The sequence below is a fragment of the Mangrovimonas cancribranchiae genome (assembly GCF_037126245.1).
GTDB classification, from domain to species: domain Bacteria; phylum Bacteroidota; class Bacteroidia; order Flavobacteriales; family Flavobacteriaceae; genus Mangrovimonas; species Mangrovimonas cancribranchiae.
Genome location: NZ_CP136925.1, coordinates 2,342,360 through 2,355,269, shown reverse-complemented (window position 1 = coordinate 2,355,269; position 12,910 = coordinate 2,342,360). Strand labels below are relative to the sequence as shown.

Sequence of the window (12,910 nt, the reverse complement as noted above, 5' to 3'; positions counted from 1 at the left end):
AACCAATGCAAACGCAAACCATTTATTCTCCTAAATTAAAAGCAGTAGAAGCTGCAGCTGAAAAGTTACATGATGTTGCAGCGGTTACACCGCTAACAACAAGCTTTAGATACTCTAAAGAATTTGACTGTAATATCATGTTTAAACGTGAAGATTTGCAGCAAGTACGCTCTTATAAAATTAGAGGCGCTTACAATAAAATGTCTTCGTTATCAGCTTCAGAAGTAAAAAATGGTATTGTTTGTGCTAGTGCTGGTAACCACGCGCAAGGTGTTGCTTTGTCCTGTAAATTATTAAAAATTAAAGGAACTATTTATATGCCTGCTCCAACGCCAAAACAAAAGATAGAGCAGGTAAAAATGTTTGGTGAAGATTACATTGAAATTATTCTTGAAGGCGATACTTTTGATGATTCTTATCATCTTGCTATGGAGGAATGCCAACGTCTTTCAAAAGCATTTATCCATCCATTTAACGATGAAAAAGTTATCGAAGGTCAAGCTACAGTTGGGTTAGAAATTATAGATCAAGCACAACATCCAATACATTATGTGTTTGTGCCCGTTGGTGGTGGCGGATTATCAGCTGGATTATCAACAATATTTAAAGAATTATCGCCACAAACTAAAATTATTGGGGTAGAACCTTTAGGCGCGCCTTCCATGAAAACGTCGATTGAAAATCAAAAAAACACACAACTTAATCACATCGAAAAGTTTGTAGATGGCGCAGCAGTGCAACGCGTAGGCGATTTAAATTTTGAAATTTGTAAATCAAATTTAGATCAAATGGTAACAGTTGCCGAAGGCAAAGTGTGTCAAACTATTTTGGATTTATACAATAAAGATGCTATTGTGGTTGAGCCTGCTGGCGCATTAAGTATTTCAACTTTAAGTGATTTTAAAGAAGAAATTAAAGGTAAAAATGTGGTTTGTGTGGTAAGTGGAAGTAATAATGATATTACACGTACTGCCGAGATAAAAGAACGTGCGTTATTGTACTCAAATTTAAAGCATTATTTTATTGTGAAGTTTCCGCAACGTGCAGGCGCATTGAAAGAATTTGTAGTAGATATTTTAGGACCAAACGATGACATTGCACATTTTGAGTATACAAAAAAATCTAACCGAGATACAGGTTCAGCTGTTGTAGGTATAGAGTTAAAGTTTAAAGAAGATTTAGAGCCTTTAATTACTAAAATGAAAGCTAGAAATTTTTACGGTGATTATTTAAACAACAAACCCGATTTGTTTCAGTTTTTAGTGTAACACTTAAAAGTATATAATATAAAAAAGCACCTTATTAAGGTGCTTTTTTCCCGATTACAATTAAAAATAACTAATCAACAAACTAAATAATCGTGGACTGGCCTAAATGAATATTTGCAAAATTTAGATTAGTGTCTTTTGGGTGACTAATAAAGTCTTCTATAAAGTTGCCAACCTTATCGGTTGTGATGTTTTCATGTTTTGAGTTTAAATCTGGTGTTGTAATTTGTAATTGTAGCGACTTTTCAACACCAAGTCTAATCATATTAGCTTCATTATGTAGCTTAAAATGATCTAGTAGCATAGCGGCCGATAAAATAGAAGCTACAGGATTGGCAATGCCTTTGCCTTTAGCTTGTGGATAAGAGCCATGTATGGGTTCAAACATAGCGTGTTTATCACCTACCGATGCCGATGCTAATAACCCAATACTACCACCAATAACACTAGCTTCATCACTTATAATATCGCCAAACATATTTTCGGTTAAAATAACATCAAACTGTTTTGGGTTTAATATCATTTGCATGGCAGCATTATCTACAAATAAGAAATCTAATTCTACATCAGAATAGTGTTCGGAAACTTGTTTAACTACTTTTCGCCACAAACGAGACGTTTCTAAAACATTAGCCTTGTCGACTAAAGTTACTTTTTTACGTCTAGTTTGAGCAGCTTTAAAAGCTAAGTGAGCAATGCGCTCTATTTCTTCTTTAGAGTATTCGCATAAATCTGAAGCAACAGTTTCTGTATCGTTAAGTTTTTTCTCGCCAAAATAAATGCCGCCAGTTAATTCACGGTAAATGCTAATATCAGTACCTTTAATATTCTCTTCTTTTAAGGGCGATTTATCCAATAACATGTCGTAAGCTTTTACAGGACGAATATTTGCGAACAAACCTAGTTCTTTTCTAAGCTTTAATAAACCTTGTTCTGGACGGATTTTTGCATTAGGATTGTTGTCGTATTTTGGATCGCCAATAGCTCCAAAAAGTACAGCGTCGCTTTGTTTACATAGGTTCAATGTCGTGTCAGGAAGTGGTGATCCAGTTTCATCTATAGCTATGGCACCAACGGGTGCTTGTTTAAAAGTAAATGTATGATCAAACTCTAAAGCAATGGCTTGAAGCACTTTTATAGCTTGCTCCGTAACTTCGGGTCCAATACCATCTCCAGGCAATACAGCAATGTTTAGTTTCATAAAATTGTAATTTGTTAGTTCTTTTATCTTTGTTTTTGGCGTTTCCCTTTCGGGTCGTGCTTTCGCTCTCGCTTTTTTGTATTTCAAAAAGAGCTCAAACAATCGCTCAATCACTAACGCGCCATTTCAAAAGCTTTAATTGCTTCTTTTTTACTTAATAAATAATCTATATCGTCATACCCATTAATCATACATGTTTTTTTGTATGGATCAATGTCGAAATGGGTCTTTAAATCGGTGTTTTTAATAGTTAATGTTTGCGCTTTTAAATCGACAATAAGTTTTGTTTCCGGGTGTGTTTTAATAAGGGAGAATAACTCTTTTAAAAATGCTTTTGAAACTTGTAACGGTAATAACCCATTGTTTAAGGCATTGCCTTTAAAAATATCGGCAAAAAAGCTAGAGATAACCACTTTAAACCCATATCCTGTTAATGCCCAAGCGGCGTGTTCGCGACTAGAGCCACAACCAAAATTATTGCCAGAAACCAATATGCTGCCGCTATATTTTGGGTTGTTTAAGGCAAACTCTTTATTGATATTTCCAGATTTATCAAAACGCCAATCGCGAAATGCATTCTCGCCAAATCCTTGTTTGTCTGTAGCTTTTAAAAACCGCGCAGGAATAATTTGATCGGTATCAATGTTTTCAATATCCAATGGAATGGCAGTACTTTGTAATGTTGTAAATTTCTCCATGTTTAAATTAATTCTTTTTCTAAGTTAAACGTCTTAGTAATATCTACAATCTTACCTTCAACTGCTGTGGCAGCAGCCACTAACGGACTCGCTAAAATGGTTCGTGCACCTTGTCCTTGGCGTCCTTCAAAGTTTCTGTTAGATGTGGAGACACAATATTCGCCTTCAGGAATTTTATCGTCGTTCATAGCTAAACAAGCACTGCAACCGGGTTGGCGTAATTCAAAACCAGCGTTTTCAAAAATAGTCTTTAAGCCTTCATTTTCAATTTGAGTTTCTACTTGCTTACTTCCTGGTACTAACCATGCTGTGACATTTGGAGCTTTTTGTTTTCCTTTAATGTATTTAGCTGCAACCCTAAAGTCTTCTATGCGTGAATTAGTACAGCTGCCAATAAATACGTAATTAATTGCCTTGTCTAGCATATAGTCGCCTTTTTTGAAATCCATATATTTTAAAGATTTTTCAAAAGAAGCATCTGATATATTTGGAATAGGTGCGTTAATTTTTATACCCATACCTGGATTGGTGCCGTAAGTAACCATAGGTTCAATATCGGTAGCATCAAATTCATATTCTTTGTCAAAAACGGCATCTGTATCGGTAGGAAGTGTTTTCCAATAAGCTACTTTGTTTTCAAAATCGTTGCCTTTAGGCGCAAACTCTCTATTTTTAATATATGCGAAAGTAGTATCGTCTGGAGCAATCATGCCACCACGAGCTCCCATTTCAATGCTCATATTACAAACAGTCATTCGGCCTTCCATACTCATGTTTTCAAAAACATTACCGGCATATTCACAGAAGTATCCGGTGCCTGCATTTGTTCCAATTTTTGAAATAATATATAAAATAACATCTTTTGGTAATACACCTGGTTTTAAGCTGCCATTTACAGTTACTCTTAAGCTCTTAGGTTTGGATAATAATAAACATTGACTCGCAAAAACTTGAGCCACTTGGCTAGTACCTATACCAAAAGCGATAGCTCCAAAAGCGCCATGTGTAGACGTGTGGCTATCGCCACAAACCATTGTCATGCCTGGTTGTGTAATGCCTAATTCTGGGGCCATGACATGTACAATGCCATTGTATTTGTGTCCTAAACCATAAAGTGTAATATTGTTTTTCTTGCAATTGTTAGCAAGTTGTTTTAATTGGTTTCTAGACAAAGCATCCTTTACAGGTAAATGCTGATTTTGAGTAGGTGTGTTGTGGTCTGCTGTAGCGACTATTTGGTTGGGCCTAAAAATAGGAATGTTACGTTCTTCAAGTTCATTGAATGCCTGTGGACTAGTGACTTCGTGAATTAAGTGTTTGTCTATATATAAAACTTGAGGGCCGTTTTCAATAGAATCGACTACATGTGCATCCCAAACTTTATCGAATAAGGTTTTTCCCATTATGCTGAAATGATTTGTTGATACACATTACTTGTTTCAATAATTTGATGAATATCGGTATCGTTAATTTCTTTTTTTCTATCGGCAAAAACTAAAAAGTTTTGGTAAACATCATCTAACTGCAATTTGGTTAAATCGTAGCCTATATTTTTAGCGCGATAAGCTAGAGCTGCACGGCCACTTCTAGCGGTTAATACAATAGCCGATTCAGTAACGCCTACATCTTTAGGGTCTATGATTTCGTATGTTTCACGATTTTTAATAACACCGTCTTGATGAATACCAGAGCTATGAGCAAAGGCATTGCTACCTATAATAGCCTTGTTTGGTTGGGCAAAAACGCCCATTTGTTCTTGAACTAATTGACTAATACCATATAGTTCCTTGGTATTAATACCTGTATCTAAATTTAGATAAGGATGTTGTTTTAATATCATAACAACCTCTTCTAAAGCTGTGTTTCCGGCACGTTCTCCAACACCATTTATAGTACATTCTATTTGTCTGGCACCATGAATAACTCCTTCAATTGAGTTGGCAGTAGCTAAACCTAAATCGTTATGACAATGACATGATAGGATGGCTTTTTCAATGCCTTTAACATGTTCTTTTAGGTATTTTATTTTTTGTCCATATTCGCTAGGTAAACAGTAGCCTGTAGTATCAGGAATGTTTAAAACAGTTGCTCCAGCTGCGATAGCTTGTTCGCACACTTTTGCTAAAAACTCATTACTGGTTCTTCCTGCATCTTCAGCATAAAACTCAACGTCTTCTACAAAAGATTTTGCATATTTAACGGCTTTAAAAGCACGTTCTATAACTTCATCTCGAGTAGCGTTAAACTTATATTTTATGTGTGAATCGGAGGTTCCTATACCTGTGTGTATTCTTGGTCTTTTGGCTGTTTTTAAAGCTTCTGAGGCAACTTTTATATCATTTTCAACAGCACGTGTTAAACCACAAATGGTAGCATTTTTTACAATTCTTCCTATGGCAGCAACTGCTTCAAAGTCGCCAGGGCTAGATACAGGAAAGCCTGCTTCAATAACATCGACTCCTAAGGAATCTAAGCGTTCTGCGATAACTAACTTTTGCCCTTTGTTTAATTTACATCCTGGAACTTGTTCACCATCACGTAATGTGGTATCGAAAATTTGAACTTTATCTTTAGACATTAAAAAATAAATTTTTGTATTGTCTTACGAATTTATACTTTGGATTTATGGTAGAGCTTAAACCTAGAGTTAGGTTTACGATGTTCAAATCAGTATTTTTGAATTAAATAATTGTTTATCAGTAAGTTAATGTTGTTTTTTATTCGATGACTAAAAGCCAAAAAGATAATTTGTTTTCATTAGTGAAATCTATGACCAAATCTGAAAAGCGGCAATTTAAATTGTATGTTGGAAGATTAGGCGTAAATGAGGATTCTAAATTCCTTAATTTGTTTAATGTTTTAGACAAAATGCCTAATTATAATGAGAAAACAATTCTTAAAAGCTCAAATATAAAAAAACAACAACTAGCCAATGTAAAAGCCCATTTGTATAAACAAATCTTAGTTAGTTTACGGTTAAGTCCTTCTCACCAAAACGCACGTTCACAAATTAGGGAGCAATTAGATTTTGCGTCTATTTTGTATCATAAAGGGCTTTATAAACAAGCGTTAAAAATTCTAGATAAAGCCAAAGATGTAGCAATACTTCATGAAGAAAAAAACTTAGCTTATGAAATTGTTGAGTTGGAAAAAGTTATCGAATCGCAATATATTACAAGAAGTATTAGCGGGCGTGCTGATGAGTTGACCATACAAGCCAAAGAATTAAGTCAGGCTAACGTAATTGCTAGTAAACTATCCAATTTGTCATTACAACTGTATGGATTGTTCTTAAAATTTGGTTATGCTAAGAATAAAAAGGATGCTAAAGAAATTCAAGAATATTTTAAGGCAAGGTTGCCAAAATACAATATTAATGACTTAGGTGTTCGCGAAAAATTGTGGCTATATAAAGCCTATTTATGGTACAGTTTTTTAATGCAAGATTTTTTAAACTGCTATAAATATGCTTTAAAATGGGTGTCACTTTTTGAGTTGAACCCAGAAATGATTCATTTAAACCCAGTGTTTTTTGTAAAAGGTAATAATTACTTATTGGAGTCACTTTTTTACATAAAAAATAAAGATAAGTTTCATGAGTATTTAAGCCACTTTAAAGAGGCTATAGATAAACCTACGTTTACAAAAGATGAAAATATTGAAGCATTATGTTTTTTATACTATAATGTAAATCAGGTAAATTATTATTTTATAGATGGCAGTTTTAAAGAGGGATTAAAACTTATTCCCGAAATTGAAAAGCAACTGCCAAAATATCAAGATAGAATAGATGAACATCACACCATGATTTTCTATTACAAATTTGCGAGCATGCATTTTGGGGCAGGAAATAATCGTGAATGTATCCATTATTTAAATAAGATAATTTCTAACAAATCACTTTCTATGCGCGAGGATTTGCAGTGTTTTTCTCGGGTTTTAAACGTTGTGGCGCATTATGAAGAAGGATTAGATTATCATTTGGAGCGTTTATTGAGAGACACTTATAAATATCTTTTGAAAATCAATGATTTAAACGAAGTTCAAAAAGAAATGATTAGGTTTATTCGAGGGCTGCAAGATATTTTTCCGCATGATATTAAAAAAGCATTTGTTAAATTTTATAAGCAGCTTAAGCAATACGAAAATCATCCTTATGAGCGTCGTGCGTTTCTATATTTAGATATTATTTCTTGGTTAGAAAGTAAGATTGAAAACAAGCCTGTAGCACAGATTATTAAAGCAAAATATTTAGAACAATACGCCTAATTTTTTAAAGAGATTTTATAAAAAAAATCAAAATTATTTGGATATTAAAATTTTCTAACTGAATATTTGCACTCACAAAGTTCAAATTACTTATTGAAATGTTATCAAGAAAGGTGGAGGGAATAGACCCTGCGAAACCTTGGCAACCCTTAAATTCCTGTGGAAATAGGAATCTTTATTTAAGAAGGTGCTAAATTCTACTTTTTGTTATTTCGAGTATAATCGAAAATTTCAATTAGATAGATAACACAAAACTAATTACAGTCCTGTAATTACGTTATTTCTTTTTAACATATTCTATTTAAGCCCTCACAAAAGAGGTGTTTTGACTTTTTGATTTTTTAAAATTTATAAATCAAACATGAGCAAACTTAAATATGTTTTATTAGATAATGTCTTGCTAGAAAGCAATGTGAGCATTACAATTAAATTGTCCTATCAAACCTTTGGAAAACCTTTAGGAGAAGCACCAATTGTAATGGTAAATCACGCACTTACCGGAAATAGTAATGTTGCTGGTAAAGATGGTTGGTGGACAGATTTAATAGGCGATAACAAAGTTATCGATACTCAAAAATATACCATTTTAGCATTCAATATTCCAGGAAATGGTTACGATGGATTTGCGGTTGAAAACTATAAAGATTTTGTAGCAAGAGATATCGCAAACATATTTCTTTTAGGTTTAAAAGCATTACAAATTGATAAACTTTTTGCGCTAATTGGTGGTTCGCTTGGTGGTGGAATTGCTTGGGAAATGGCGCTTTTGTCACCAAATCTAGCCGAATATTTAATTCCTGTGGCAACCGACTGGAAATCTACCGATTGGTTGATTGCCAATTGCCAAATTCAAGAGCAATTCTTGGTAAACTCTAACAATCCGGTTCACGATGCGCGCATGCACGCCATGTTGTGTTACCGAACGCCACAATCGTTTAAAGAGCGTTTTCAACGCAGTAAAAATGACGATTTAGAAATCTTTAATGTGGAAAGTTGGTTGTTGCATCACGGAAAAAAACTGCAAGAGCGCTTTCAACTATCGGCTTACAAACTCATGAATCAATTACTAAAAACCATTGATGTTACTCGTGATAGAGGCGATAATGTAAATGTGTTGGATATCATAAAATCTAATATAGCCATTGTTGGTGTAGATTCTGATTTGTTTTTTACAGCTGAAGAAAACCGCGAAACCCAACGCCAATTGGCATTAACGCATCCTAATGTAACCTATAGTGAAATTCATTCCAGTCATGGACACGATGCATTTTTAATAGAATTTGAACAATTAGAACAGATTATAGAAGGCATTTTTAGACCCGAAACCAAAAGTAAAAGAATGAAAGTATTAAAATTTGGAGGAAAATCGCTTGCTAATGGCGACGGATTAAACCGTGTGTTGTCAATTATAGAGCATAAAGTAAATAAAGGCGAGCGTATTGCAGTTGTGGTTTCGGCTAGAGGAAAAGCAACAGATACTTTAGAAGCTATTTTGAATAAAGCTGCCAAAAAACAAGACTATAAAACTGCTTTTGAGGTTTTTAAAAACTATCAAATAGAACCTTTGCCAAGTATTGATTTTACTGAAGAGTTTTCAGAATTGAACAACATTTTTGAAGGTGTTAAGCTACTTGGAGATTATAGTGATAAAATTAAATCACAAGTATTGTCATATGGCGAATTATTATCTGTGAAATTGATTTCAGAATTATTAAAATCAAAAGGTATTAATGCTAACCCAACAGATGCCAGAGTTTTGATAAAAACAGATGCAGATTATATAAATGCGCAACCTCAAGATAAGCAATCTAAAGACAATGTTTTGGCGCATTTTAAAAACTATAATGGTATAACTGTAAACGTTGTAACAGGATTTATCGGCTCTAATCAAAATGGGGAAACGACCTTGTTGGGAAGAAATGGAAGTAATTATTCAGCGTCATTATTGGCAAACTATTTAGATGCCGAAGAATTGCAAAACTACACGCATGTAAATGGTATTTATACAGCAAACCCAGATTTGGTTGAAGATGCGCAAAAAATCAGGGAGTTATCCTTTAACGAAGCTAACGAATTGGCAAACTTCGGCACAAGCGTTTTACATGCCAAAACCATTATTCCGCTAGTTGAAAAGAATATCAATCTTCGTATTTTAAATACGTTCAATCCTGAAGATGAGGGGACGTTAATCACAGCAAGATCAAGCAACAAAGAAGTTACTTCGTTATCGATTTTAGAAGATGTTGCGCTTATAAATTTAGAAGGTCGTGGTTTGTTAGGCAAAGTAGGTGTTGATGCGAGAATTTTTAAGGCGTTGAGTAATTACGGTATTAGTGTAAGTATTGTGTCTCAAGGATCTTCTGAAAGAGGTATTGGTTTGGTTATAAATTCCGCACAAGCTACACAAGCAGTTATTGCTTTAGAGCGTGAGTTTGAAACCGATTTTTACTCAAAAGATGTCAATAAAATTGAAGTAGTAGATGATGTTGCGGTGATTTCTATTATTGGTATCGAGTTAAGTTCGTTTCACAAGCCATTCAATGCGTTAATTAAAAATCAAATTACACCTTTGTTGTTTAACAATACGGTTACAGGACGTAATGTAAGTTTGGTGGTTAAAAAGACACAATTACATAAAGCTGTAAATGTAATTCATGGTGAAATTTTCGGAATTTCTAAAAAGATAAACATCGCCATTTTTGGTCACGGATTGGTTGGTGGTGCTTTGATTAATCAGATTTTAAAATCAAAAACAGAGATTGAAAAGCGTAAAAGCATTAACTTAAATGTATTCGCTATTGCCAATTCTAAAAAACTGCTGTTGGCAAAACATGGTGTTTCAGAAAACTGGAAAACCGAAATCACTTCAGCTCAAGAAAATTATAGCATTCAAGACGTTATTGAGTTTGCCAAAGCGCATCATTTTGAAAATCTTATTGCTGTTGATAACACAGCAAGCAAAGCATTTCATGAGAATTATAAACCATTGGTAGAAGCAGGTTTCGATTTGGTGTCATCCAATAAAATCGCCAATACCATTTCGCATAATTTCTATGCAGATTTACGTCAACATTTAAAAGAAAACAACAAGCAATACTTGTATGAAACTACGGTTGGTGCAGGTTTGCCGCTAATAGATACTATCAAACTTTTACATGAATCTGGTGAGAATATTACACGTATTCGTGGGGTGTTTTCAGGGACGTTAAGTTATTTGTTCAATAACTTTTCGATTCAGGATAAACCATTTAGCACCATTGTTCAAGAAACGATTGATAAAGGCTTTACCGAACCAGATCCACGTGAGGATTTTTCAGGAAATGATGTGGCAAGAAAATTACTTATTCTGGCCCGCGAATTGGATTTAATAAACGAGTTTGATGATGTTGCTGTTCAGAATTTAATCCCAGAAGCGTATCGTGATATTTCGGTTGCAGAATTTTTACAGCAGTTGGATGTTTTGGATGAAGCATTTCAGAGTATAAAAGACAAGCAACAACCAAATCATGTGTTACGATATGTTGGTGAATTATCTGGAGATTTACAACAAGACAAAGGAAATCTAGAAGTGAAACTGGTGTCAATTCCTGAAGATAGTGCTTTAGGGCAAGTAAAAGGAGCCGATGCTATTTTTGAAATTTTTACCGAATCGTATGGCGAACATCCAATCGTAATTCAAGGTGCTGGAGCAGGAGCAGAAGTTACTGCAAGAGGTGTTTTTGGAGATATTTTGCGCCTTTCAAAACACATTAATTAAAAGAAAAAAACTAAAGATAATGAGCAAAGAAAACCATTTTGAAACCCAAGCGATACGTACACAAATGGAGCGTTCGCAGTATTTAGAGCATTCAACACCATTGCACTTAACTAGTAGTTTTGTGTTTGAAGATGCCGAAGATATGCGTGCTTCATTTGCCGAAGAAAAAGAGCGTAATATTTATAGCCGATTTACAAATCCAAACACATCGGAGTTTGTAGATAAAATATGCAAGTTAGAAGGTGCTGAAGCTGGTTACGCATACGCAACAGGAATGTCGGCTGTGTTTTCAACATTTGCAGCTTTGTTAAATGCAGGCGATCATGTGGTATCTTGCCGAAGCGTTTTTGGGTCAACACATAGTTTGTTCACCAAATTTTTACCAAAATGGAATATTGAAACGAGCTATTTCAAAGTAAATGAAATTGATAAAATTGAAAGCCTTATTCAACCAAATACTAAAATTCTCTATGCTGAAACACCAACCAATCCAGCGGTTGATATTTTAGATTTAGAGTTGCTAGGAAATATCGCTAAAAAACACAATTTACTATTGGTGATAGACAATTGTTTTGCAACACCATATTTACAAAACCCTATTAAATTTGGAGCAGATTTGGTTATTCATTCAGCAACTAAATTAATAGATGGTCAAGGTCGTGTTTTAGGTGGTGTTACTGTTGGTAAAGCTGATTTGATTAGAGAAATTTATCTGTTTTCAAGAAATACAGGTCCAGCATTATCACCATTTAATGCGTGGGTATTGTCAAAAAGCTTGGAGACACTTTCTGTTCGTGTAGATAGACATTGTGAAAATGCGTTAAAAATAGCAGGGTTTTTAGAGTCGCATAAAAATGTGCAATTGGTAAAATATCCCTTTTTAAAATCGCATCCACAATACGATATAGCCAAAAAGCAAATGAAAAAAGGTGGTAATATTGTAGCTTTTGAAATAAAAGGAGGTATTGAAGCTGGAAGACAGTTTTTAAACAAATTGCAACTATTGTCATTATCAGCAAATTTGGGAGATACCAGAAGTATTGCAACGCATCCAGCATCAACAACTCATAGTAAATTAAATGAAGCAGATAGACTTGAAGTTGGAATTTCAGATGGTTTGGTACGTGTGTCAGTAGGGTTGGAGCATTATGAGGATATTATTGCCGATTTAAATCAAGCGTTAGGTTGATAAGAGAATTTGGTTATCTTTGAATTTATGCTTTCAAAGAAAACCAAATATGGCCTAAAAGCGCTAACGTATTTAGCACGACAGGAAGGAAACAAACCTGTTCAAATCAGTGCTATTTCCGAAAGTGAAAATATCTCCAGAAAATTTCTGGAGAGTATTTTATTAACGCTTCGTAAGAATGGGTTTTTAGGCTCTAAAAAAGGTAAAAATGGAGGTTATTATCTTCTTAAAGATCCCAAGGATATTAAAATGGCACCAATTATGAGAATTCTTGAAGGACCTATTGCTATGGTGCCATGCGTGAGTTTAAATTTTTATGAAAAATGTGACGATTGTCCAGACGAAACAGCTTGTGCTGTTCATAATTTAATGATAGAAGTTCGGGATAGCACATTGCAAATTTTTAACAATAAATCGTTGGCAGATTTAATTTAATTGAATTTCAAACGATTGCGTACAATATCAACTTAAAAGTTTAAAAAATTTAACTTTCAAAAGGTTGTTCATTAAATATTTTTATATAGCTTT

Annotated in this window: 9 protein-coding genes and 1 riboswitch; of the genes, 5 read left to right on the top strand and 4 right to left on the bottom strand. The window is 34.2% G+C overall.

The window, feature by feature from the left end; translation table 11 throughout:
- The first annotated feature begins 5 nt into the window (after positions 1–5).
- Positions 6–1,268, top strand: a complete 1,263-nt coding sequence (gene ilvA / locus R3L15_RS10840; protein WP_338731664.1) for a threonine ammonia-lyase IlvA — start codon at positions 6–8, stop codon at positions 1,266–1,268.
- Positions 1,269–1,350: 82 nt separating this feature from the next.
- On the opposite strand, the gene leuB is transcribed toward ilvA, so the two are convergent.
- The 4 genes from leuB to R3L15_RS10820 all read right to left on the bottom strand — a co-directional run bounded on the left by leuB (position 1,351) and on the right by R3L15_RS10820 (position 5,745).
- A complete protein-coding gene (gene leuB / locus R3L15_RS10835) occupies positions 1,351–2,469 on the bottom strand; it encodes a 3-isopropylmalate dehydrogenase (protein WP_338731663.1) in 1,119 nt (372 codons plus the stop codon).
- Between the two features lie 113 nt (positions 2,470–2,582).
- Positions 2,583–3,167, bottom strand: a complete 585-nt coding sequence (gene leuD, locus R3L15_RS10830; RefSeq protein WP_338731662.1) for a 3-isopropylmalate dehydratase small subunit — start codon at positions 3,165–3,167, stop codon at positions 2,583–2,585.
- Positions 3,168–3,169: 2 nt separating this feature from the next.
- A complete protein-coding gene (gene leuC, locus R3L15_RS10825; protein WP_338731661.1) occupies positions 3,170–4,570 on the bottom strand; it encodes a 3-isopropylmalate dehydratase large subunit in 1,401 nt (466 codons plus the stop codon).
- Entirely contained in the window at positions 4,570–5,745 is a 1,176-nt protein-coding gene (locus R3L15_RS10820; protein WP_338731660.1) for a 2-isopropylmalate synthase, read from the bottom strand. The genes leuC and R3L15_RS10820 overlap by 1 nt, the downstream gene beginning before the upstream one ends.
- A gap of 146 nt (positions 5,746–5,891) precedes the next feature.
- Between R3L15_RS10820 and R3L15_RS10815 the strand changes: the two genes are divergently transcribed.
- The 4 genes from R3L15_RS10815 (at position 5,892) to R3L15_RS10800 (ending at position 12,817) form a co-directional block, all read left to right on the top strand.
- Positions 5,892–7,436, top strand: coding sequence for a hypothetical protein (locus R3L15_RS10815; protein WP_338731659.1), 1,545 nt, complete (start codon positions 5,892–5,894; stop codon positions 7,434–7,436).
- A 98-nt stretch (positions 7,437–7,534) separates the two neighbouring features.
- Positions 7,535–7,686: riboswitch (SAM riboswitch) on the top strand.
- A 111-nt stretch (positions 7,687–7,797) separates the two neighbouring features.
- Positions 7,798–11,193, top strand: coding sequence for a bifunctional aspartate kinase/homoserine dehydrogenase I (thrA, locus tag R3L15_RS10810; protein ID WP_338731658.1), 3,396 nt, complete (start codon positions 7,798–7,800; stop codon positions 11,191–11,193).
- A gap of 19 nt (positions 11,194–11,212) precedes the next feature.
- On the top strand, positions 11,213–12,382 hold the full coding sequence (locus tag R3L15_RS10805) for an aminotransferase class I/II-fold pyridoxal phosphate-dependent enzyme (RefSeq protein ID WP_338731657.1): 1,170 nt from the start codon (positions 11,213–11,215) through the stop codon (positions 12,380–12,382).
- A gap of 27 nt (positions 12,383–12,409) precedes the next feature.
- Positions 12,410–12,817: an Rrf2 family transcriptional regulator gene (locus R3L15_RS10800; protein WP_338731656.1), complete on the top strand. Its 408-nt coding sequence runs from the start codon at positions 12,410–12,412 to the stop codon at positions 12,815–12,817.
- The last annotated feature ends 93 nt before the right edge of the window (positions 12,818–12,910 follow it).

What these genes read in the sequence shown, in the direction of transcription:
- R3L15_RS10815 (WP_338731659.1), top strand. Translation starts at nt 5,892, where the DNA reads ATGACTAAAAGCCAAAAAGATAATTTGTTTTCATTAGTGAAATCTATG.
- R3L15_RS10805 (WP_338731657.1), top strand. Translation starts at nt 11,213, where the DNA reads ATGAGCAAAGAAAACCATTTTGAAACCCAAGCGATACGTACACAAATG.
- leuC (WP_338731661.1), bottom strand. Translation starts at nt 4,570, where the DNA reads ATGGGAAAAACCTTATTCGATAAAGTTTGGGATGCACATGTAGTCGAT.
- R3L15_RS10800 (WP_338731656.1), top strand. Translation starts at nt 12,410, where the DNA reads ATGCTTTCAAAGAAAACCAAATATGGCCTAAAAGCGCTAACGTATTTA.
- leuD (WP_338731662.1), bottom strand. Translation starts at nt 3,167, where the DNA reads ATGGAGAAATTTACAACATTACAAAGTACTGCCATTCCATTGGATATT.
- ilvA (WP_338731664.1), top strand. Translation starts at nt 6, where the DNA reads ATGCAAACGCAAACCATTTATTCTCCTAAATTAAAAGCAGTAGAAGCT.
- thrA (WP_338731658.1), top strand. Translation starts at nt 7,798, where the DNA reads ATGAGCAAACTTAAATATGTTTTATTAGATAATGTCTTGCTAGAAAGC.
- leuB (WP_338731663.1), bottom strand. Translation starts at nt 2,469, where the DNA reads ATGAAACTAAACATTGCTGTATTGCCTGGAGATGGTATTGGACCCGAA.
- R3L15_RS10820 (WP_338731660.1), bottom strand. Translation starts at nt 5,745, where the DNA reads ATGTCTAAAGATAAAGTTCAAATTTTCGATACCACATTACGTGATGGT.